The sequence below is a fragment of the Acidimicrobiia bacterium genome, from assembly GCA_035651955.1.
In the GTDB taxonomy this organism is placed as follows: domain Bacteria; phylum Actinomycetota; class Acidimicrobiia; order IMCC26256; family JAMXLJ01; genus JAMXLJ01.
This window is the reverse complement of the sequence record DASRES010000086.1, coordinates 70,470-92,726: the sequence shown is the minus strand read 5'-3', so window position 1 is coordinate 92,726 and position 22,257 is coordinate 70,470. Positions and strand designations below refer to the sequence as shown.

The window sequence follows — 22,257 nt, the reverse complement described above, 5'->3', positions numbered from 1 at the left end:
TGCTCCTGGGCTCGGGCGCGAGCGCGCGCCGTGGCGCGCTCGCGGAAGTACGCATCCCAAGGTACCACCGTGCCGTCGCAAGGCCGCGCGTCCCGGGCGCCGCCCATGGACGCCTGCGTACACTCGCCCTCCCGCGCCGACATCCGTGTCTCCGCTCTCGGCGCCTTCGGCGCCGGGCCGCTGGGCCACGCTTCCGCTCGCCTTCGCCTCGCTCGCTCAGGGGGTCGCCCGTGAAGACGTTCCCGACGTCCAAGATCCGCAACGTGGCGCTCGTCGGCCACGGCGGTGCGGGGAAGACGACGCTGACCGAGGCGCTGCTCTTCTGCTCGGGAGCGATCAACCGGATGGGGCGGGTCGAGGACGGCAACACCGTCTCGGACTTCGACCCCGAGGAGCAGCGCCGGCACATCTCGCTGTCGATGGCGCTCGCGCCGTTCGAGATCGACGGCTACAAGGTCAACCTCGTCGACACGCCCGGGTACGCGGACTTCGTCGGCGACGTCGCGGCCGCGCTGCGCGCCGTCGACCTCGCGGTGTTCGTCGTCTCGGCCGTCGAGGGCGTCGAGGTGCAGACCGAGATCGCGTGGCGCATGGCGGAGGACCTCGGTTTGCCGCGCGCGATCTTCGTCAACAAGCTCGACCGTGAGCGCGCGTCGTTCGACCGCACGCTCGACCAGCTGAAGGAACGCTTCGGCGCCGGTGTCGCACCGCTCGAGCTCCCCATCGGCGAGGAGTCGGAGTTCCGCGGCGTTATCGACCTCCTCGACGACGTCGCGATCACGTACGACGACGCCACCGGTCGTTCGAGCGAGGGCGCGATCCCCGACGACATGGCGGTCGAGGAGCACTCGGTCCACGACGCGCTGGTCGAGGGCATCGTCGTCGCCGACGACGACCTCATGGAGCGCTATCTCGGCGACGAGACGATCGACAAGAAGGAGCTCGCGGGCGCGCTCGCGAAGGGCATCGCGGACGCGAGCGTGTTCCCGGTCCTGTGCGGTAGCGCGGCGAAGCTCATCGGTGTCGACCGTCTCGCGCGCTTCGTCGTCGAGGAGGGACCCGAGCCGCGCGTCGGCGAGGGCGACACCGCGGCTGTCGTCTTCAAGACCGTCGTCGACCCGTACGTCGGCCGGGTCAACCTCTTCCGCGTGCTGCAGGGGACGGTGAAGCACGACGACACGCTCGTCAACGGGCGCACGGTCGCGGACGAGCGGCTGCACCAGCTCACGACCATGCGCGGCAAGGAGCAGGAGCCGGTCGAGGAGGTCCCCGCCGGCGACCTCGCCGCCGTCGCGAAGCTCGCCGACACGTCGACCGGCGACATCCTCGGCGCGCGCGGCGCGAAGGTCGACGTCGAGCCGTTCGCGGTGCCCGAGCCGGTCCTCGCGTTCGCCATCAAGCCGAAGTCCAAGGGTGACGAGGACAAGCTCGCCAACGCGCTCCACCGGCTGCAGGACGAGGACCCCGCGTTGCGCATCGAGCGCAACCCGGAGACGCACCAGACGTTGCTGCAGGGGATGGGCGAGACGCACCTGTCGATCACGCTCGAGCGGTTGCAGCGCAAGTTCGGCGTCGAGGTCGACACGGAGGACGTGAAGGTCCCGTATCGGGAGACGATCACGAGCACCGCCGAGGCGGAGGGCAAGTACAAGAAGCAGACCGGCGGTCACGGCCAGTTCGGGGTCGCGTTCCTGCGCGTCGAGCCGCTCGAGCGCGGTGGTGGGTTCGAGTTCGTCGACCAGATCGTCGGTGGCGCGATCCCCCGCCAGTTCATCCCGGCCGTCGAGAAGGGCGTGCGCGAGACGATGGACCAGGGCGGCGTCTTCGGCTACCCGGTCGTCGACGTCAAGGTGACGTGCTTCGACGGCAAGTTCCATCCCGTCGACTCGTCCGAGATGAGCTTCAAGATGGCCGGCTCGATCGGCTTCAAGGACGCGATGGCGAAGGCCGGGCCGATCCTGCTCGAGCCGATCAGCGAGCTCGTCGTCACCGCGCCGGAGGCGAACCAGGGCGACATCATGGGCGACCTCAACTCGAAGCGCGGCCGCATCCAGGGCTCCGCGTCGGTCGGCAACGGGGAGGTCGAGATCACCGCGCTCGTGCCGACGTCCGAGGTGCTGCGGTACGCCATCGACCTCCGCTCGCTGACGGGGGGCCGGGGCCGGTTCACCCGCAACGACTCGCACTACGACCCGGTGCCCGCGCACCTGGCCGACAAGATCCGCAAGCAGGCGGAGGAGGACGGCGGCAAGTAGCCGCGCGTACCCGGGGGGCAGGGATGCGCAAGCTCGCGGTGTTGGTCACGGTCGCGCTCGTCGCGATCGGGCTGACGGGCTGCTCGACGTGGTGGTTCGCGGACCAGGGGAAGGAGCTGCGCGCGGGCTCGCCGCTCGTGCTGCCGGTCGTCGTGGCGAAGGCGGGCGAGGGCGTCGTGCAGCTGACGATGTCGGGCCCCGGGACGGACTGGGTCTCGTCGAGCGCGACATCGGTCGTCGTCGACGCGCAGCTCGACGGCCTCCCGGCCCAGAGCTTCGTCCTGTACGCGGGTGCGGAGCCGTACACGTACTCCGGCTTCACCGGCGCGATCGCGGCCGGCGCGCACCGGCTGACGCTCACCGTCCGCGGCGACCTGTCCGCTCCCCCGCGCGCGGACGCGGTCGCGCTGCTCCAGCGCGCGTCGCTCGACGTCGTCACGCCGAACGAGCCCGGCTACCTCGCGCTCGCGCACGCGCCCGTCGTGTACGGCCGCAGCGTGAACGCGCACAGCGACACGCCGCTGCTGGCCTACGCGCAGCAGACGGCGCTGGGCGGCGGGGCGACGAAGCTGTCGTACACCCAGTTCTGGAGCAACGAGGACGCCGGCACCGGCGTCCTGCCGTTCCTGCTGTGGTCGGAGTACGGCCGCACGACCGACATCGAGACGAGCATCGAGCTCACGCTCGCGGCCGACGGGACCGTCACGAACGCGATCTACCAGACGTGCGCGGCCTGCCCCCCGAACTTCCCGGAGAACCAGACGGGGCTCGACCACTCGTACGAGCCGTTCACTGGTCAGTACTTCGCGGGCACGCACCCGATCCTGCGCGTCTCGACCGGGAACAACGTGTTCAGCGAGGTCGGGACCACGCCGTTCCGGTTCCAGCCCACGCTGTCACCGCCGCCCGGACCGGGTGAGGTCCGCGAGCAGGCGATGGACCCGTACCCCGTCGACTGGCGCGTGATGGCCGACGAGATGCGCCGCGAGCAGTCGGGCTTCTCGACCGACCCCACGAACATCGCGGCGGGCGACGCGCGCCAGTACGCGATCGTCGACATCGACACGACGCCGACGAACGCGTCGGAGGTCGTCGTCGAGATCCAGCTCTCGGGCGACCCGACGTGGTACCGCAACGACGGCGGCACCGTGTTCAAGGTCTACACGGGCGGCCACTCGCGCACCGCCGTCAAGCTCCCGCTCGACTGGCACGACCGCGCGATCACCGGCCTGCGACTGGTCGCGGTGCCGGCGACGACGGGGGTGACGCCCGGTCTCACCGTCAACCGGGTGCAGGTGCTCGAGCTCGACCAGAACTCCGTGATCCATCAGCACGCGATCCCACCCGTCCAGGTCGTCGTCGGGAGCTGACGAGCAAGTTCCACAACGCGTCGAGCGCCACTGCACTCAGGACGACGAACGAGATGTCGACCGGGCCGCGGAAGCGGAAGTTGCCGTAGAACACCGCGACGACGAGGAGGACCGCGATCGTCGCGCCGACGAACGGCAGCAAGAGCTTTCGATCGCGGCGCCACTGCACCCAGCCCCCCGCCACGGCTCCCAGCATGAACAGCTCGTACGCCGCGAGGTCGACCCGGGCTCGCCAGCCCTTGCCGACGTCGACGTCGAGCTCGATCGTCTGGACCGGCCGGTAGAGGTTGAACGTGCGGCCGACGCGTGCGGCGACCACGACCGGCACCCGTCCGGCGTGCTTGCGCGCGTACTTCACGCCCGCGGCGCGCAGCTGCCGATCCTGCTGCGACTCGTCGACGGCGTGGCCGTGCGGCGTGCCGCCCGCGGCCCTGACCGCGACGCAACCGAACACCCAGAGGCCGAGCAGGCGCCCGTGATACGCCGGATCGCAATTCGCGCCGGCGATCGTCGCCCCGTCGTTCGTCGCGAGCAGGACGGGATGCTCGAAGCGCGTGAGGTTGTAGACCGTCCACGGGGCCGCGATGACGGCCGCTGTCACCAGCGACACGCCGACGACGCGCAGGCTCTGCATGCGAGCCGATCGCGACCCGAGCACGACGAGCAACCCGACGCACACGAGGACGAGCGCGCCCTCGCCGCGCGTCATGGTGGCCAGGCCGCCGAACACACCGAACGCGACCGCGTTCCCGATCGACGGTCGCCGCAGCGACCGGCACGCGAACAGCAGCATGAACGCGATCAACGGGATGTAGACGACCTCGGCGAACCCGGTGCCGTCGGCGAAGACGCGCGGGACGTACACCGCGGCGAGCGCGGCCGTCACGATCCCGACGCGGCCTCCGCCGACCTCGCGCCCGACCATCGCGATCGGCACGACGGCCACCCCTCCGATGACCGCGCACAGGAGCTCCACGCGCTCGGGCGTGTCGACGCCGAGGTGCCGCGCGGCGGCGAGGAGGAGGACGAACACCGGCGGGTGCAGCGCGGTCGGCGCCGACGCTCCACCCGAGCGGGTCAGGGCCCCGATCGGCTCGATGAACCAGTGCCCGTGCGCGAGCAGCGCCGACTCGAAGTAGTAGAGGAGCGCGTCGTCGCCGAGCGGGACGTGCCGGACGTAGCGCACGACGATCACCCAGCGGAGCGCGATCGCGACCACCGCGATCCCGGCGACGACGGGCCAGAACCGGTCCCGCCGCCGCGTGTCGATCCGTCGGCTATCCCAGGTCGTCTCCCGCACCACCCGAGTTCCGTACCCCGTACTGGGACCAGTCCTCAGGATTCAGCTCGGTGTACTCGCCCATGACGTGGCCGTCGACGCCGTCGAGCTCGACCAGACCGCGCATGCTGGGCGGTTCGTCGGCGCTGTAGAGCAGGATCCGCCAGGCGGGACGGCTCCGCAGGCCCCGCCACGCGAGCTGTGCGGACGCATGGCCGACGGGGAAGCCGACCGTGCGGGTCGCGACGACGAGGGCCTCGGTCTGGTCGACGTCGAGGTTCCACCCGGCGAGCACGTGGTACGCCGCGATCGCGGCGAGCAGGATCGCGGCGGCGAGCACGCCGCCGTTGGACGTTCCCACGTACCCCGCGAAGCACGCGAGCGCGACCACGCCGTAGAGCGCGCCCGTCACCCGACGGCGGTTCGTGTTCGGGAAGACGTACGGACCGACGTACGCGGTGACGTCGAGGTCCTCGGGGAGGACGTCGACCTGCGGCTCGATCTCGTGCTCCCCGTCGCGCTCCCCGTCGCGCTCACGGTCGTGCTCGGGTCCGTCGCTCATCGCGACGCCGACCGTAGCGTCACGTCTCGGGCCAGGCCGCACGGAGCTTCGCCCAGCTCGCGCGGAGCGTCTCGGGCAGGACACGCGTGTCGGCGACGCTCGTCATGAAGTTCGTGTCACCGGACCAGCGGGGCAGCCCGTGGACGTGCACGTGACCGGGGATCCCCGCACCCGCGACGCGGCCGACGTTCACACCGACGTTCAGCCCGTCGGGACGGAATGCGGCGCGCAGCGCGACGCACGCGCGCTGCACCGCGTGCATGACCGCGGCGGCTTCGTCGGGATCGAGCGACTCCAGGTCGGGCACGTGGCGCAACGGCGCGACCATCAGGTGTCCAGACGTATACGGGTACGCGTTCATCACCGTGAACGTCCGCGCGGTGCGCTCGAGCACGAGTCCCTCGTCGTCGTCGAGTCGCTGCAACCGGCAGAAGAGACACTCGCCGTCGTTCGCCGACTGCGACGCGACGCCTTCGATGTACGCGGATCGCCAGCCCGCCCACAGATGGTCGAGCGTGCTCACGGCTCGCTCGCTCACCGCTTCTCGGCGACGTCCGCGGCAAGGCGCTCGACGAACGCGTCGACCGGGACGTCACGCTCGGGTCGGTCGCTCCCCCGCGCGTTCACTCCCACCGTTCCCTGCTCGGCGTCGCTGTCCCCGACGACGAGCACGTACGGCACCTTCTCCAGCTTCGCCTGCCGGACGCGCTTGCCGAGCGTGTCCGTGTGCGCGTCGACCATCTCGGTGCGGAACCCCTCGGCGCGCAGACGGTCGGCCACGCGGAACGCGTACGCATCGTTGCGGTCCGCGACCGGCAGCACGACGGCCTGCACGGGTGCCAGCCACGCCGGGAACGCGCCCGCGTAGTGCTCGACGAGCAGACCGAAGAAGCGCTCCACCGACCCGAACAGCGCGCGGTGGATCATCACCGGACGGTGGCGCTCGTTGTCCGCGCCGACGTAGTGCAGGTCGAAGCGCTGCGGCTCCTGGAAGTCGAGCTGGATCGTGGAGATCTGCCACGTCCGGCCGATCGCGTCGCGCGCCTGCACCGAGATCTTCGGCCCGTAGAACGCGCCGCCGCCCTCGTCGAGGACGAGCTCGAGGTCCATGCCGGAGCCGACGGTGCGCAGCACCTCGGTGGCTTCCTCCCACTCCTCGTCGCTGCCGACGGCCTTGCCCTCGGGCTTCGTCGACAGCTCGAGGTAGAAGTCGGTGAGGCCGTAGTCCCGCAGCAGGTCGAGCACGAACGTGACGAGCGAGCGCAGCTCGTCGGCCATCTGCTCCCGCGCGCAGAAGATGTGCGCGTCGTCCTGCGCGAAGCCGCGCGCGCGTGTGAGGCCGTGCACGACGCCGGACTTCTCGTACCGGTACACCGTCCCGAACTCGAAGAACCGCAGCGGCAGCTCGCGGTACGACCGCGTACGGCTGCGGTAGATGAGGATGTGGAACGGGCAGTTCATCGGCTTGAGGTAGTACTCGGTGCCGCCGTCGAGCTCCATCGGCGGGAACATCCCGTCGGCGAACCAGTCGAGATGGCCCGACGTCTCGAACAGCTCGGCCTTCGTGATGTGGGGCGAGTACACGAACTCGTAGCCCGCCTGCTCGTGACGCTGGCGCGAGTAGTCCTCCATCAAGCGGCGGACGATCCCGCCCTTCGGGTGGAAGACGGGTAACCCGGAGCCGATCTCGTCCGGGAACGAGAACAGGTCGAGCTCCGTGCCGAGCCGCCGGTGGTCGCGCCGCTCGGCCTCCTCGACGCGGTGCAGGTACTCCTCGAGCGCCTGCTTCGACTCCCACGCGGTGCCGTAGATCCGCTGCAGCATCGGGCGGTGCTCGTCGCCCCGCCAGTACGCGCCCGCGACCTTCGTCAGCTTGAACGCGCCGAGACGTGCCGTCGACGGGACGTGCGGGCCGCGGCACAGGTCGACGAACGGCGTCTCGCCGTCGCGCGGGTTCTCGTAGACCGACACCGTGTCGCCGGCGGCGACCTCGGACGCCTCGACGGCGGTCGTCGCGCCCTCGCGCACCCGCTCGATGATCTCGCGCTTGTACGGCTGCTCCGCGAACACGCGCAGCGCGTCGTCGTACGGGAGCTCGTCGCGCACGAACGGCTGGTTCCCCTTGACGATCTCGCGCATGCGCGACTCGACGCGCGCGAGGTCGTCGTCGGTGAAGTGCGCGCCGCCGGGCAGCTCGAAGTCGTAGTAGAAGCCGTCGGCGATCGCGGGGCCGATGGCGTACTTCGCGCCCGGGAAGAGGTCGGTGACGGCCTGGGCCATGACGTGCGCGGTCGAGTGGCGCAGCACGTCGCGCCCCTCGTCCGTCGCCGGCGTGACGAGCTCGACGTGCGCGTCGCGCTCGATCGGCCGGTCGAGATCGACCCACTCGCCGTCGACCTTGGCGGCGAGCGCGTCCTTGGCGAGCCGCTTCCCGATCGACGCCGCGACATCGGCCGCGGTGACACCGCGGTCGAACTCGCGCGTCGAACCGTCGGGGAACGTCACCGTGATCCGCTCGGCCATCGCCGAGCGACGTTACCAGCGCGGTCTCGCGGCGCCGTTCCTCATTCCTTCACTTCCCAGCCTCGAACGGTGCGCGGAGGTCGAGGCCGAGCAGCTCGGCGAGGTCGCACAGCACGTCGGGCGCGGTCGTGTCGTCGCCCCCCGAGAGGATCGCGCTCGCGAGGTCGTCGAGTGCCTCGACCGCGCGCGGCGCGTCGAGGTCGTCGTCGAGCGCCTCGCGGACGCGGGCCGCGTACGGGCGCGGATCGGCACCGTCGGGCCGCTCGACCGCGGCGAGCAGTCGGTGCAGCAGCGCGGTGCCCTCCTCGACGTCCGTGTCGTGGTACTCGAACCCGGTGCGGTAGTGGTGGCCCATGAGCGTGAGCCGGATCGCGCGCGGGTCGTTCACCTTCAGGAGGTCGCTCACGAACACGAGGTTGCCGAGCGACTTGCTCATCTTCTCGCCCTCGTAGGCGACCATCGCCGAGTGCATCCAGTGACGGACGTACGGCTTCCCGGTGAGCGCCTCACTCTGCGCGGTCTCGCACTCGTGGTGCGGGAAGATGAGGTCCGTGCCGCCGCCGTGCAGGTCGAGCGTCGGTCCGTGCTCCTGCATCGCCATCGCCGAGCACTCGACGTGCCAACCCGGCCGGCCTACGCCGAACGGTGCGCGCCACGCGGGCTCGTCGGCGAGCGACGGCTGCCACAGCACGAAGTCGAGCGGGTCGCGACGATGGGGGTCGTCGGGGTTGCCCCCACGCGCACGCGCGAGACGCACCATCCGCTCGTGCGGGTAGTGCGACAGCTCGCCGAAGCGGGGGAACGTCGACACGTCGAAGTAGACGGTGCCGTGCGTCATGTAGGCGTGGCCCTTGTCGAGGAGGCCCTCGACGATGGCGATGATCTCGTCGATCGTCTCCGTCGCGCGCGGCTCGGCCGCGGGCGGAAGGATGTTGAGCGCGTCCATGTCGCCGTGGAAGCGCGCGACCTCCTGCTCGGCGAGCTCGAGGAACGGCACGCCGAGCTCCCGGGCGCGCGGGAGGATCGAGTCGTCGACGTCGGTGATGTTGCGGATCATGCGGACCTCGTGGCCGAGCTCCTGGAGCCGCCGGATCAACAGGTCGTACGCGAGGTACGTCGCCGCGTGACCGAGGTGGGTCGCGTCGTAGGGCGTGATGCCGCACACGTACATGCGGACGAGCTTCGGCGGCTCGAACGGCACGACCTTGCGGCTCCGGGTGTCGTAGAGGCGGATGGCCACGTCAGACACCGGTGAAGCGCAGCCCGACGCGCGCCTTGTGCTTCACGTTCACGGTGAGCACGATCGCGGCGAACGCCTCCATGCCGACGGCGTTCTCGAGCGAGCCGCCGTCGAACGCGCGAAGGTCGGGGATGCCGCGGATGACGTCCATGAGCGTGGCACGGGCGTCGTCGTCGTCACCGCACGCGACGACGTCGCTCACCATCGGCTCGTCGAGCCGGCCGAACTCGGCCGCGGGGACGAGGTGGAACGCGGTGACGACGCGCGAGGTGGGCAGCATCGCCTGCATCTCCTTCGCGACGGACCCCTGCGGCGGCAGCACGACGTTGAACTCGCTCCCCTTGCGGACGAGGTGGTTCGTGATCGAGACGACGGTACGACCCGCGAGCGGCTCCGTCAGCTGCTCGACCGTCGGGAGCGCGGCCTCGGCGTTGACCGCCACGACGACGAGCTCGGCGTCGCACGCGACCTTGTTGTCGACCGGTGTGATGCCCGCGACGCGCTCGCCCCAACGCTCGCGCAGCTCGCCGACGACGGTCGCGGCCTTGGCGCGGTCCCGGGAACCGGCGAGGACGTCGTGACCGCCGTCGGCGAGCCGGGCGGCGAGGCCACGGCCCGCGGGGCCGGTCGCTCCGAGGACTCCGATCTTCACCGAGCCAGCTTGTCATGCCGGCGGCAGCGGACGCCGCTTGGCTCCGCGACGACATGACCGCGCGCTACGACACGTTGGGTGTCGGCTACACGCACCGACGTGTGCCCGATGCGCGGATCTCGACGCAGATCACGCGAGCGCTGGGCGACGCGCGCACGGTCGTGAACGTCGGCGCGGGAACGGGCGCGTACGAGCCTCGTGACCTCACGGTGGTGGCGGTCGAGCCGGCGGCGACGATGATCGCGCAGCGCGTGTCCGGCGCCGCGCCCGTCGTGCAGGCGGTCGCGGGCTCGCTGCCGTTCGACGACAGGTCGTTCGACGCCGCGCTGTGCTCGCTGACGATCCACCACTGGCCCGACTGGCGCGCCGGCCTGCACGAGGTGCGACGGGTGACGCGCGGCCGCATCGTCGTGTTCCACTTCGACCTCGACGCGCAGCGCGACTTCTGGCTCCTGGGCGACTACCTGCCGGAAGCGCTGTCACTCGCCGCACCGTCGGTGGCCGAGGTCGCTCGCGAGCTCGGCCGGTCGCGCGTCGAGGTCGTGCCCGTCGCGCGCGACTGCACCGACGGGTTCCTGTGCGCGTACTGGAACCGGCCCGAGGCGTACCTCGACCCGGCCGTGCGCGCCGCGATCTCGACGTTCCACCTGCTCGGCCCGTCGGTGTGCGAGCGGGCGATCACCGCGCTCGCGCGCGACCTCGACTCAGGCGCGTGGGACGAGCGCCACGGCCACCTACGCGCGCTCGACGAGGCTGACCTCGGCTACCGGCTGATCGTCAGCGGCTAGGCCCGGTTGGTACACAAGTCGCGGTCAGAAGCGCGACTTGTGTACCAACGCGGCGGTCGGGTCACGTGACGCAGTCGGCGCCGAGGAGGACGCGCAGCTCGGCGAAGAGGCCGTTGCGGGCGTCCACGAGGTGGTCGTCGCCGAGCCGGAGCACGGTCGTCTTCTCGGGGCTCTCGAGATGCAGGTACACGGGGCTGTCGCCGGGGTGCTCGCGCAACAGCGTCTCCAGCCGCTCCGCCTTCTGCTCCGACAGCGACCCGACCTTCACGCGCAGCCGGACGGGCGGGCCGCCGTCGAGCACGATCTCGGGCCGGGTGATCTCCATCGCGATGATCTTGGGCGTGTCGTCGCGCGTGTCGAGCCGGCCCTTCACACAGACGATGGCGTCCTCCTCGAGCACGTGGCCGAACTGGGCCATCGTCTTCGGGAACACCATCACCTCGACCGCCGCGGCGAGGTCCTCCAACACGAACGTCGCCATGAGGTCGCCGCGCTTCGTGTACTTGCGCGCCAGCGCGGTGACGACACCGCCCACGACCCGCAGCTCCCCCTCACGCAGGTCGCGCAGATCGGACAGCGTGCACTCCACGTGGCGGCGCAACGCGCGCTCGGCGCTCATCATCGGGTGCTCGCTCACGTAGAGACCGAGCATCTCCTTCTCGAACGCGAGACGCTGCGACTTGCCGAACTCGGTGTCGGGGATCGACACACGGTCGATCGACACACCCCCGTCGTCGCCGTCGGCACCGCCGCCGTCGCCGAACAGGCTCATGATCCCGGCCTCGCGCTCGCGCCGACGCGCGACGGCACGCTCGACGATGCCCTCGAACACCTGGAGCAGGCCCTGGCGCGGATGGGCAAGCGAGTCGAACGCGCCCGCCTTGATGAGCGACTCGACGGTCCGCTTGTTCAGCGCGTTCGTGTCGACGCGGTCGCAGAAGTCGAAGAAGTCGGTGAACGGGCCGCCGTCCTCGCGCGCCGCGACGATCTGCGCGACGACGCCCTCGCCCACGTTGCGCACCGCCGACAGCCCGAAGCGGATCGAGCCGTCGCGCACGACGAAGTCGCTGTCGGACTCGTTGACGTCGGGCACGAGGACCGGGATCCCCATCTGCCGGCACTCGTTGAGGAAGACGGCCGTCTGGTCCTTGTTCGTCTTGACCGACGTGAGCAGCGCGGCGAGGTACTCGCGCGGGTAGTGCGCCTTGAGGTACGCGGTCTGGTACGTGACGAACCCGTAGCCGACCGAGTGCGACTTGTTGAACGAGTAGTCGGCGAACGGCTCGACCTTGTCGAAGTACTTCTCCGCGAACTCGGCGCTGTGGCCGTTCGCGATGCAACCCTCGACGAACTTGGACCGCTCCTTCGCGATGAGCGCGCGGATCTTCTTGCCGGTCGCCTTGCGGAGGTTGTCGGCCTCCTCGAGCGTGTACCCGGCCAGCTTCTGCGACACGCGCATCAGCTGCTCCTGGTAGATCATCAGCCCGTACGTCGGGCCGAGGATCTCCTCGAGGTCCGGGTGGTCGAACGTGACGGGCTTCCGACCGTTCTTGCGGTCCGCGTACTCGTTGTGCCAGTTCTGGGCCATCGGGCCCGGCCGGTACAGCGCGATGAGGGCGGCGACGTCCTCGAACGTCGTCGGCGCGAGCGAGCGCATCAACGCGCGCATCGGCCCGCCCTCCAACTGGAACACGCCGATGGTGTCGCCCCGGCGGAGCAGCTCGAAGGTCGCGTCGTCGTCGAGCGGGACGGCGTCGATGTCGAGCCGCTCACCGGTCGACCGCTCGATCAGCTCCAGCGCGATCTCGATGACGTCGAGGTTGCGCAGGCCGAGGAAGTCCATCTTGAGGAGGCCGAGCTCCTCGACGCCGTGCATCTCGTACTGGGTGACGATCGGCGCCTCCTCGATCGGCGTGCCCGGCTCGGGCTTGCGCTGGATCGGGAGGTACTCGCTGAGCGCGTCACGCGTGATGACGACGGCCGCCGCGTGGATGCCGTCCTGCCGGCGCAGCCCCTCGAGCCCGCGCGCGACGTCGACGACGCGGCGCGTGTCAGGATCGGCGGCGTACAGCTCGCGCAGCTCCGCGGCCATCTTGTAGCCGTCCTCGTGACCCTGCTGCTGGTCGAGACACGCGGCGAGCGGCGTGTCGCGGCCCATGATGAGCGGGGGCATGAGCTTCGCGATCTTGTCGCCGACGGAGTACGGGTAGCCGAGGACGCGCGCGGCGTCGCGCACCGCGGCCCGGGCCTTGATCGTCGAGAAGGTGATGATCTGGGCGACGTGGTCCCACCCGTAGCGCTGCGCGGCGTACCGGATCATCTCGCCACGGGCCCGGGAGTCGAAGTCCATGTCGATGTCGGGCATCTGCTTGCGACCCGGGTTGAGGAAGCGCTCGAACAGCAGGTCGTAGCGGATCGGGTCGATGTCGACGATGCGCAGGCAGTACGCGACGCACGAGCCTGCCGCGCTCCCCCGGCCCGGACCGACCCGGATCCCGCGGGACTTCGCGTACCGGACGAGGTCCCAGACGATCAGGAAGTAGGCGGAGAAGCCCATGTCCTTGATGACGCCGAGCTCGTACTCGATGCGCTCGACGACGTTCGACGCCGGCGTCGTCCCGTAGCGCTCGCGCGCGCCCTGCATCGTCAGCTCGCGCAGGTAGGTGTCCTCGTCGACGCCCTCGGGCGTCGGGAACGCGGGCAGCACCGTGTTGCCGAACTCGATCTCGACGTTCGCGCGCTCCGCGATCCACAACGTGTTGTCGCACGCCTCGGGATGGTCGGCGAACAGCTCGCGCATCTGCGCGGCGGTCTTCAGGTAGAACTCCTCGGTGTCGAACTTGAGGCGCTTCGGGTCGTCCTGCATGGCGCCCGTCTGCACGCACAGCAGCGCGTCGTGCGCCTCGGCGTCCGACTGGCGCGTGTAGTGACTGTCGTTCGTCGCGAGCAGCGGCGCGTTGAGGTCCGCCGCGATCTTCACGAGCAACGGGTTCGTCTCGCTCTGCTCGGGAAGGCCGTGGTCCTGCAGCTCCACGAAGAAGGAGTCGCGCCCGAAGATGTCCTGGAAGCGGGCGACGGCGTCGCGCGCGCCGTCGTAGTCGCCCTTCAGCAGCGTCTGGCACACGACCCCGCCGAGGCATCCCGTCGTCGCGATCAGCCCGTCGTGGTGACGCTCGAGCAGGTCGAAGTCGATCCGCGGCTTGCGGTAGAAGCCCTCGAGGTACGCGTGCGACGACACCTTGATGAGGTTGCGGTAGCCCGCGGTCGTCTCCGCGAGCAGGGTCAGGTGGTAGATGTCGTCGTCGGCGCGCTTCGGACGGTCCGTGCGCGGCGTCGTGACGAAGTAGCCCTCGGTGCCGATGACGGGCGTCAGGCCGGCGTCCTTCGCGGCCTTGTAGAAGTCGAGGACGCCGTACATGTTGCCGTGGTCGGTGATGCCGATCGCCGGCTGCCCGTCGGCGGCCGCCGCGGCGACGACGTCCTTGATCCGGGCCGCGCCGTCGAGCATCGAGTACTCGGTGTGCAGGTGCAGGTGGGTGAACGACGAGCTCACGAACGGCCTCGCTTCGTCCACAAGGGCTGTGGACGGACCTGTGGATGAATCACACCGGTGTAACTCGCCGAAGATAGCGCGAGCGCGCGGCCCGGGTCAGGAGTGCGCGGCGCCGCGGGCGGCGAGCAGCGGAACCCACATCTCGTCCGGGGTCAGGGACCCGTGGCCGGCGATCAGCGCGGTCTCGCGCCGGAACGTCGGATCGACGAAGCCGACGGGCTCCCGGGCGGCGAGGACGACGTCACCGACGCGCCGGCGCACCGCGGGCCGCGCCGGACCGGGCCCGAGCCAACCGCCGTCGAGCAGCTCGTCGCGCGACATGACCCACGCCTCGTGACCCACCTCGTCGTTCGCGGCCGCGAGTAGATCGTCGTGCGCGCCGCGCCGCGCGTACAGGTAACGGAAGCGCGCGTCGCCCGCGTACGCGTCGACCATCGGCTCGAGCGCGTCGAGCTCCACCCACCCGTCGGCGCCCATGTGGACCTGACCGTGGTCCGCGGTGACGACCAGCGTCACGCGCGAAGGCAGCGCGTCGACGAGGTCGCCGACGAGTCGGTCGGCCGCGACGAGCTCGGCGCGGAAGTACTCGTCGTGCAGCCCGAACTCGTGCGCGACCGTGTCGACGCCCGGGTAGTACGCGTACACGAGCGGCGCGCCGTCGTCGACGAGACGGCGGCAGTGCTGCACGAGCGTCGAGGTCGCGCTCCAGCCGACGAAGCGCGTGCCGCGCAGATGCGCCTCGGTGAAGCGGGTGGAGCGGAACTCGCTCTTCGTCACGACGGGGACCTCGCGGCCGAGGAACGCGTCGTGGCGCTGCACGGTGAACGGGTCGGGGTCGGATCCGTTCGCGCTGTGCCAGCGCAACACGTTGAGCACCGAACCGTCGACGCGCATGCGGAACCCGACGATCCCGTGGTCGGCGGGTGCGAGCCCCGTGGTGAGCGAGGTCAGCGCCGCCGACGTCGTCGACGGCACCACCGTCGTGATCGGCCCGCCGTCGAGCGCAGCGAGGCACGGCAGCAGGCTCCGGTGCGCCTCGATCGTGTTCCAGCCCAGGCCGTCGAGCAGGAGCAGCACGGTCGGTCCGGGGTCGCGCGCCGGTTCGGGGAACCACGCCGGGCGCCGGCCCGTGACGAGCGCTCCCGCGAGCGCCGACAGGTTCGGACCCCGGTAGTCGGGCTCGACCGGCTCCATCGGGCCAGGCTACGGCGCCGCGTGGGCGCGATCGCGCCCACGGCTCCCTGGAGCCGGGCCGTCCCGCGCGCCGCGCACGGCCCGGCTTCGTCCGCGCCGCGCGACGATGGTGCGGTGAAGGTCTCGACCCGGGGCGACTACGCGGCGCGCGCGTTGCTGTCGCTCGCGCTGCACGGCTCCGACCGGCCGACGTCCGTCAAGGAGATCGCCGAGCGGACGAACCTCCCGCAGCCGTACCTCGAGCAGATCCTGCTCGCCGTGAAGGGCGCGGGGCTGGTGCGGTCGAAGCGCGGCGTCGGCGGCGGCTACGTGCTGGCGCGCACGCCCGAGGAGATCACGCTCGCGCAGATCATCTCCGCGGTCGACGGTCCGTTGACGACGTTCGTCGACGAGCACGACCACTGCGAGGGCCATTGCGTCCTGCAGGAGATCTGGGTCGGCGTGTCCGAGGAGATGAACGCGTCACTGGGGCGCTACACGCTCGCGGATCTCGTCGAGCGCACGCGCGTCGGGCACCGGCTCACCGAACCGGTGGTGTGAGCGCGTCGAGCACGCGCGCGAGCTCGGGCGGCAATGGCTCGGTGACCTCGATCCGGTCGCCGGTCACGGGATGGGCGAAGGCCAGACGGGCCGCGTGGAGGAACGGCCGGTCGAGCTCCAGGCTCTGACGGCGGCCGCCGTAGGGCGCGTCGCCGACGACGGGATGGTGGATCGCGGCGAGGTGCACGCGGATCTGGTGGGTCCGCCCGGTCTCGAGCCGGCACTCCAGCAGGGACGTCACGGGATCGTCGAACGTCGCCCGGACCTCGTACGCCGTTCGCGCCTCCTTGCCGGACTCGCGCACCGCCATGCGCGTCCGCCGCGCGGTCGACCGGCCGATCGGCGCGTCGACGGCACCGCGCGGCGGGTCGAGCCGGCCCCACACGAGCGCGGTGTACGCGCGCTCGACGTCGTGTCGCGCGAGGGCCGCGACGAGGCCCTCGTACGCGCGCGTCGACCGCGCGACGACGAGCAGGCCGCTCGTGTCGCGGTCGAGGCGGTGCACGATCCCGGGCCGCATCGGGTCCCCGACGGCGGCGATCTCCGGGTACCGCGCCAGCAACCCGTTCACGAGCGTGCCGTCCTCGTGCCCGGCGCCCGGATGGACGACGACCCCGGCCGGCTTCGCGACGACGAGGACCTCGGCGTCCTCGTAGCGCACGTCGACCGGGACGGGTTGGGCCGTGGGCGGCTGGGCCTCGGGTGGTGCGCCGAGCACGTCGACGACCTCGCCCTCCTCGAGCCGGCGGCTCTTCGCGACGCTCGCCCCGCAGACCAGCACCGCGCCCGTGGCAACGAGCTCCTGCACGTCGGCGCGCGACATCCCCGTGACGAGCGCGACCGCGCGGTCGACGCGCTCACCGGCGAGCGCGCCGGGGACGGTGAACCGCTCGCTCACCGCGCGTCGCCGTGAACGCGCTCGCGCGGCGCACGCCAGCCGAACAGCACGAGCAGGATCGCACCGATCGTGATCGCGGAGTCCGCCGCGTTGAACGTCGGGAACCACCCGAGCCGGACGAAGTCGACGACCTCGCCACGCAGGAACCCGGGCGCCCGGAAGACGCGGTCGCACAGGTTCCCGAGCGCGCCGCCGAGCACGAGCGACAGCGCGCACACCGTCCAGGGGTCGTCGGAGCGGCGGACGATCCGGGCGAGGACGGCCGCGACGACGATGGCCAGCACCGCGAGCAAGGGCGTGAAGCCCTGGAACGAGCTGAACGCGGCGCCGCTGTTGCGACCGAGCTGCAGCAGCACGGTGCCACCGATCACGTGGATCGTGTGGTGCTCGAGCGCCGAGGCGGCCCATGCCTTGGTCGCCTGGTCGATCGCGACGATCGCGACGACGATCGCGACCGAGACGGCTGCGTAGCGTCCGCGTGCCGTCGGGCGCGACGTCACGGCGCGACCTCCGACGACGCGTTCAGCGCCGGCGCTCGCCCCGGGACTTGCACTTCACGCAGAGCTCCGCGTACGGCAGCGCCTCGAGCCGCGCGACGGGGATCCGGTCGCCGCACATGTCGCAGATCCCGTACGTACCGGCGTCCATGCGGGCGAGCGCGCGGTCGATGTCGGCGACGCCTTGGCGTGCCTTCTCGGACAGCGCGAGGTCGCGCTCGCGCTCGACACTCAGCGTGTCGCCCTCACCCGACTCCTCGTCGAACTGCGTGTCGCCCTGCTCACGCTCGGTCGCGAGCGCGTCGGCCTCGGCCTGGAGCTCGTCGGCCTGGTGGACGAGCCGCGACCGCTCCTCCTCGAGCTGGGACCGCAGCCGTTCGAGCGTCTTCGGCGCGATGGGCGGGCCGGACGGCTTCTTGCGCGCCGGCGGCGCGGGCCGCGCCGGCGCCGCGCTCGCCGCGCCGCTCCCCGACCCGGCCGCGGAGGTCTTCGCCGCACCCGCGGTGGCCAGCGCACGCTCGTCGCCCGCGCGGCGCGCTTCACCGTTGCGCGGCGCGCCGGCGGTGCCGGGAGCGGAAGCGGGCGTCTTGGGCGGGCGCGCGATCGCCGCCTTCTTCCCGGCCGACTTGGACGCCGCCGGCACCTTCGCCGTCGCCTTCGACGACGCCTTGGCGGGCGCCACCTTCGTCGGCCGCTTCGCGGTCGCCTGCTTCGCGGGAGTCTTCGCGGCGGACCTGGGCGCGGTCGCCTTGGTCGCCGGCTTCTTCGCCGCGACCTGCTTCGCCGGCGCCTTCGCCGCCTTCGTGCCCGCCCCCTTCTTCTTGGCCGCCTTCGCAGGCGCGTTCGCGGTCTGCGCCGCCTTCGCGGGCGCCGCCTTCGAGCTCTTCGCCGCCTTGGCCGCCTTCGCGGGGGTGGTCCGGCCCGACGCGCGCTTCGCCGCCGGCTCCGCCTTCTTCGCGGTCCTGCCCCCGACGGACTTCTTCGCCTGGGCGTTCTTGGCCGGTGCGGCCGGCTTCGAGGCTGATGCCCTCGGCATCCGGGTCCTTCCGCTCGCAGGGCGTCGGCCCGGCCCGTGGCGGCCGGCTCCGGCACGGCCGGACACCGCGGCGCGACGTGCAGGAACGCGCCGCCGGGGGTCGGGACCGGGATGCCGGGCACGCCGTGCTCCGGGCGAGGAGATCCGCCCGGGGCGGGGCACAGGCCCGTCAAAGGGGCCGGATCATAGGCGCGACGCACGGCCGGATCAACCGTCGGCCGGGTCAGGCGAGGAGCTCACCAGGCGCGTCGCCCGGGTCGCCGCGCGCGATCGCGACGGCGTCGTCGAGCGTGGCCGTCGACGACCGAGCACGTGAGCCGCTCGTCGGCCGTCACGTCGGGGCGCGCCCCCGGTGCTACCGCATCGCGACCTCGGTGCCGTGGCTCGCGGTGGTGAGATCGACCTCGTCCGCGAGCGCGCGCATCAACACCAGACCGTGCCCGCGGTTCGTGTCACGACGCGGGCGCCAGCGGCCCGCGTCGTGGACGCACAGCTCGACGCCGGCGTCGTCGACACGCGCGCGCATCGTGAACGAGTCGCCGTCGGGTTCGACGGGCTGCGCGCCTCCTCGCCCGTCCACCAGCAGCGGCGGGAGATGACCCGCGCAGGCGAGGTCGAGCGTCGCGTCCTCGGTGTCGACGACTGCGCAGACGACGGTCGCCATCTCCCCGGGCGCGAACCGTAGTCGTCGCCCGTGCGATACATCGCCGGTGGGTGCAGGTCCGGCCGGTAGGGTGACCTGCGATGTTCGACCCCGTCGACCCGCGCCTCGACCTCGTCGCGCTCGAGCACGCGGTCCTCGCCCAATGGCGCGACGAGGACGTGTTCGCGCGAAGCCTCGAGCAACGGCGCGACGCGCCCGAGTGGGTGTTCTACGAGGGCCCGCCGACCGCGAACGGACGGCCCGGCATCCACCACGTCTGGGCCCGCCTCTTCAAGGACCTGTTCCCGCGCTTCCACACGATGCGCGGCCGGCACGTCGCGCGGAAGGGCGGCTGGGACTGCCACGGGCTGCCGGTCGAGGTGGAGGTCGAGAAGGAGCTCGGCTTCTCGGGCAAGCCCCAGATCGAGGAGTACGGCATCGAGGCGTTCAACCGTCGGTGCCGTGAGTCGGTGCACCGGTACGTCGAGGACTTCCAGGCGTTGACCGGCCGCATCGGCATGTGGCTCGACACCAAGGACGCGTACTGGACGCTCACCAACGACTACATCGAGAGCGTCTGGTGGCTGTTCTCGCAGATGTGGGACGCCGGGAACATCTACGAGGGCTTCAAGGTCGTCCCCTACTGCGGGCGGTGCGGCACCGCGCTGTCGAGCCACGAGCTCGGCCAGCCCGGCGCGTACCGTGACCTCACCGAGCCGTCCGTGTACGTGCGGTTCCCCGTCGTCGACCGCGACTTCGACCTGCTCGTGTGGACGACGACACCGTGGACGCTCGTCTCGAACACCGGCGCCGCGGTCGGTCCCGACGTCGAGTACGTGCGCGTGCGCGCCCGTGACGGTGCGCGTCGTGACCTCGTGCTCGCGGCCGCGCGCGTCGACGACGTGCTGGGCGAGGGGTACGAGCCCGTCGCGCGCGTTCCCGTCGACGAGCTGATCGGCCTCCGCTACGAGCAGCCGTTCGACTTCCTGCCCGCTGACGGCGACGGGTGGCGCGTGGTCGCCGACGAGTTCGTCACGATCGAGGACGGCAGCGGGATCGTGCACCTTGCACCCGCGTTCGGCGAGGTCGACCGCGAGGTCGGCGAGCGCGAAGGGCTCCCCGTGTTGAACCCCGTGAACGCGGCGGCGCGCTTCGACGCGTCCGTGCCGCCGTGGGAGGGCCAGTTCGTCAAGGACGCCGACCCGTCGATCATCGACGCGCTCGCGGCGTCGGGCCGGCTGGAGCGCGTCGTCGACTACACGCACTCGTACCCCCACTGCTGGAGGTGCGGCACGCCGCTGATCTACTGGGCCAAGCCGACGTGGTTCGCGCGCACGTCCGCGCACAAGGGCGAGCTGCTGGCCCAGAACGAGACGATCGGCTGGCACCCGGAGAGCATCAAGCACGGCCGCTTCGGTGACTGGCTCGAGAACAACGTCGACTGGGCGCTGTCGCGTGACCGGTTCTGGGGCACGCCCATCCCGGTGTGGCGGTGCGACTCGGGCCACGACACGTGCGTCGGCTCGGTCGCGCGCCTCGCGGAGCTGGCGGGCCGTGACCTGTCCGGGCTCGACCTGCACCGTCCGTACGTCGACGACGTCGTGATCGACTGCCCCGAGTGTGGCCGGCGCGCGTTCCGGGTGGAGCCCGTGCTCGACGCGTGGTTCGACTCCGGTTCGATGCCGTCGGCGCAGTTCCACTTCCCGTTCGAGAACGAGGAGGTCTTCGCCCGCCGGTTCCCCGCCGACTTCATCTGCGAGGCGATCGACCAGACGCGCGGCTGGTTCTACTCGTTGCTCGCGGTGAACACGCTCGTCTTCAAGCGCACGCCGTACCGCAACGTGGTGTGCCTCGCGCTCGTCGTCGACAAGGACGGGCAGAAGATGTCGAAGTCGCGCGGCAACGTGATCGACCCGTGGACGATCCTCGAGAGCCGCGGCGCCGACGCGCTGCGCTGGTACTTCTTCTCCGCGGGCTCGCCGTGGGTCAGCCGGCGTGTGTACGAGGAGGGCATCGACGAGGCGACGCGCCGGTTCCTGCTCACGCTGTGGAACACCTACGCGTTCTTCGTCACGTACGCCAACCTCGACGGGTGGCGCGCGGACGACGCGGCCGCGAGCGCGCACGTGTCGTCGCACGTGCTCGACCGGTGGATCCGCTCACGGGTGCACGGCACGGTCCGCGAGGTGACCGACGCGCTCGACTCGTTCGACGCGCTGCGGGGTGCGCAGGCCCTCGACGGGTTCGTCGACGACCTGTCGAACTGGTACGTACGCCGCTCCCGCCCGCGCTTCTGGAAGTCGGCGGACGCGGGCGCGCACGCGACGCTGCACGAGTGTCTCTCGGTCCTCTCGCTCCTGCTCGCGCCGTACTGCCCGTTCGTCGCGGACGCGATGTGGCAGAACCTCCGGCGCACGAAGGAGTCCGTGCACCTCCAGGACTGGCCCACCGCGGACGTCGACGCGATCGACGACGCGCTCGAAGCGGAGATGTCGCTCGCCCGTCTCGTCGCGTCGCTCGGGCTCGCGGCGCGCAACGACGCGCGGCTGAAGGTGCGGCAGCCGTTGCGGCGCGCGCTCGTGCTGCTCCCCGAAGGTGCGCGACTCGGTGACGAGGTCGTGCGCGAGGTCGCGGACGAGCTGAACGTGAAGGCGCTCGTGCCCGTCGACGACCTCGTCGGCATTCTCGAGTACCGCGTCGTACCGAACTTCCGCGTGCTGGGTCCCCGCGTCGGCAAGGACGTCCCGCGCGTCAAGGCCGCGCTCGGCGAGGTCGACGGTGCAGCCGTGCGCGCCGCGCTCGACGCCGACGGCGTGTTTCGTCTCGACCTGGGCGACGGCACCGTCGTCGACCTCGGGCCCGACGACGTCGACGTTCGGGCCGAGTCACACGAGGAGCTCGTGCTCGCGCAGGACGAGGGCGCCGCGGTCGCGCTCGACACGACGATCGACGACGAGCTGCGTGACGAAGGCCGGGTCCGCGACGTCATCCGCGCCGTCAACGAGGCCCGCAAGCAGCGCGGCCTCGAGATCGCCGATCGCATCACGCTCACGCTGACCGTCCCGGCGGAGCTCCACGCACCGCTCGACGCGGCCCGCGACGTGATCGCGGCCGAGGTGCTCGCGCGCACGATCACCGTGGAAGCGGGCGCGGTCGCGCGTGACGACCGCGACGCCCTCGACCTCGACGGCGCGGTGATCCGGCTCGCGTTCGAGAAGGCCGACTGA

17 protein-coding genes are annotated in these 22,257 nt (G+C 71.4%); 5 read left to right on the top strand and 12 right to left on the bottom strand.

Annotated features, from left to right (window positions below; genetic code table 11):
* The first annotated feature begins 230 nt into the window (after positions 1-230).
* Both fusA and VFC33_18845 read left to right on the top strand, forming a co-directional pair.
* Entirely contained in the window at positions 231-2,255 is a 2,025-nt protein-coding gene (fusA, locus tag VFC33_18850; GenBank protein HZR15302.1) for an elongation factor G, read from the top strand.
* 23 nt (positions 2,256-2,278) lie between these two features.
* The gene (locus VFC33_18845; protein HZR15301.1) at positions 2,279-3,625 is read left to right on the top strand and encodes a hypothetical protein; all 1,347 of its coding nucleotides are present in this window, start codon (positions 2,279-2,281) and stop codon (positions 3,623-3,625) included.
* On the opposite strand, the gene VFC33_18840 is transcribed toward VFC33_18845, so the two are convergent.
* The 6 genes from VFC33_18840 to npdG are packed head-to-tail and all read right to left on the bottom strand — an operon-like array spanning position 3,537 to position 9,881.
* The gene (locus VFC33_18840; protein HZR15300.1) at positions 3,537-4,925 is read right to left on the bottom strand and encodes a glycosyltransferase family 39 protein; all 1,389 of its coding nucleotides are present in this window, start codon (positions 4,923-4,925) and stop codon (positions 3,537-3,539) included. The two genes, VFC33_18845 and VFC33_18840, sit on opposite strands and share 89 nt — an antisense overlap.
* Positions 4,903-5,466 (bottom strand): hypothetical protein, encoded by a 564-nt coding sequence (locus tag VFC33_18835; protein ID HZR15299.1) that lies wholly within the window; start codon positions 5,464-5,466, stop codon positions 4,903-4,905. The genes VFC33_18840 and VFC33_18835 overlap by 23 nt, the downstream gene beginning before the upstream one ends.
* 19 nt (positions 5,467-5,485) lie before the next feature.
* Positions 5,486-5,989 (bottom strand): HIT domain-containing protein, encoded by a 504-nt coding sequence (locus tag VFC33_18830; GenBank protein ID HZR15298.1) that lies wholly within the window; start codon positions 5,987-5,989, stop codon positions 5,486-5,488.
* Positions 5,990-6,000: 11 nt separating this feature from the next.
* Positions 6,001-7,989 (bottom strand): threonine--tRNA ligase, encoded by a 1,989-nt coding sequence (gene thrS, locus VFC33_18825; protein HZR15297.1) that lies wholly within the window; start codon positions 7,987-7,989, stop codon positions 6,001-6,003.
* 49 nt (positions 7,990-8,038) lie between these two features.
* Positions 8,039-9,229 carry a cysteine--tRNA ligase gene (cysS, locus tag VFC33_18820; GenBank protein ID HZR15296.1) on the bottom strand — a complete coding sequence of 397 codons (1,191 nt, stop codon included), beginning with the start codon at positions 9,227-9,229 and terminating at the stop codon, positions 8,039-8,041.
* Position 9,230: 1 nt separating this feature from the next.
* Complete coding sequence (gene npdG, locus VFC33_18815) at positions 9,231-9,881, bottom strand: NADPH-dependent F420 reductase (GenBank protein ID HZR15295.1); 651 nt, start codon at positions 9,879-9,881, stop codon at positions 9,231-9,233.
* A gap of 14 nt (positions 9,882-9,895) precedes the next feature.
* Here npdG and VFC33_18810 point away from each other — a divergent pair, with 14 nt between their 5' ends.
* The gene (locus VFC33_18810) at positions 9,896-10,669 is read left to right on the top strand and encodes a class I SAM-dependent methyltransferase (GenBank protein ID HZR15294.1); all 774 of its coding nucleotides are present in this window, start codon (positions 9,896-9,898) and stop codon (positions 10,667-10,669) included.
* 61 nt (positions 10,670-10,730) lie between these two features.
* On the opposite strand, the gene dnaE is transcribed toward VFC33_18810, so the two are convergent.
* Together dnaE and VFC33_18800 are read right to left on the bottom strand one after the other, a co-directional pair.
* Complete coding sequence (dnaE, locus tag VFC33_18805) at positions 10,731-14,222, bottom strand: DNA polymerase III subunit alpha (GenBank protein ID HZR15293.1); 3,492 nt, start codon at positions 14,220-14,222, stop codon at positions 10,731-10,733.
* A gap of 96 nt (positions 14,223-14,318) precedes the next feature.
* On the bottom strand, positions 14,319-15,416 hold the full coding sequence (locus VFC33_18800) for a nucleotide pyrophosphatase/phosphodiesterase family protein (protein ID HZR15292.1): 1,098 nt from the start codon (positions 15,414-15,416) through the stop codon (positions 14,319-14,321).
* Between the two features lie 114 nt (positions 15,417-15,530).
* Between VFC33_18800 and VFC33_18795 the strand changes: the two genes are divergently transcribed.
* Positions 15,531-15,956 (top strand): Rrf2 family transcriptional regulator, encoded by a 426-nt coding sequence (locus VFC33_18795; GenBank protein ID HZR15291.1) that lies wholly within the window; start codon positions 15,531-15,533, stop codon positions 15,954-15,956.
* Here the strand turns inward: VFC33_18795 and VFC33_18790 are convergent.
* The 4 genes from VFC33_18790 to VFC33_18775 form a co-directional block, all read right to left on the bottom strand.
* Entirely contained in the window at positions 15,937-16,854 is a 918-nt protein-coding gene (locus VFC33_18790; protein ID HZR15290.1) for an RluA family pseudouridine synthase, read from the bottom strand. The genes VFC33_18795 and VFC33_18790 overlap by 20 nt on opposite strands.
* Complete coding sequence (gene lspA, locus VFC33_18785) at positions 16,851-17,354, bottom strand: signal peptidase II (GenBank protein ID HZR15289.1); 504 nt, start codon at positions 17,352-17,354, stop codon at positions 16,851-16,853. Before lspA ends, VFC33_18790 begins: the two co-directional genes overlap by 4 nt.
* Positions 17,355-17,376: 22 nt before the next feature.
* Positions 17,377-18,387: a TraR/DksA C4-type zinc finger protein gene (locus VFC33_18780; GenBank protein HZR15288.1), complete on the bottom strand. Its 1,011-nt coding sequence runs from the start codon at positions 18,385-18,387 to the stop codon at positions 17,377-17,379.
* Between the two features lie 355 nt (positions 18,388-18,742).
* Positions 18,743-19,195, bottom strand: a complete 453-nt coding sequence (locus VFC33_18775) for an ATP-binding protein (GenBank protein ID HZR15287.1) — start codon at positions 19,193-19,195, stop codon at positions 18,743-18,745.
* Between VFC33_18775 and ileS the strand changes: the two genes are divergently transcribed.
* Entirely contained in the window at positions 19,132-22,257 is a 3,126-nt protein-coding gene (gene ileS / locus VFC33_18770; protein ID HZR15286.1) for an isoleucine--tRNA ligase, read from the top strand. The genes VFC33_18775 and ileS overlap by 64 nt on opposite strands.

What these genes read in the sequence shown, in the direction of transcription:
- VFC33_18845 (HZR15301.1), top strand. Translation starts at nt 2,279, where the DNA reads ATGCGCAAGCTCGCGGTGTTGGTCACGGTCGCGCTCGTCGCGATCGGG.
- VFC33_18835 (HZR15299.1), bottom strand. Translation starts at nt 5,466, where the DNA reads ATGAGCGACGGACCCGAGCACGACCGTGAGCGCGACGGGGAGCGCGAC.
- thrS (HZR15297.1), bottom strand. Translation starts at nt 7,989, where the DNA reads ATGGCCGAGCGGATCACGGTGACGTTCCCCGACGGTTCGACGCGCGAG.
- VFC33_18810 (HZR15294.1), top strand. Translation starts at nt 9,896, where the DNA reads ATGCCGGCGGCAGCGGACGCCGCTTGGCTCCGCGACGACATGACCGCG.
- VFC33_18800 (HZR15292.1), bottom strand. Translation starts at nt 15,416, where the DNA reads ATGGAGCCGGTCGAGCCCGACTACCGGGGTCCGAACCTGTCGGCGCTC.
- VFC33_18780 (HZR15288.1), bottom strand. Translation starts at nt 18,387, where the DNA reads ATGCCGAGGGCATCAGCCTCGAAGCCGGCCGCACCGGCCAAGAACGCC.
- ileS (HZR15286.1), top strand. Translation starts at nt 19,132, where the DNA reads ATGTTCGACCCCGTCGACCCGCGCCTCGACCTCGTCGCGCTCGAGCAC.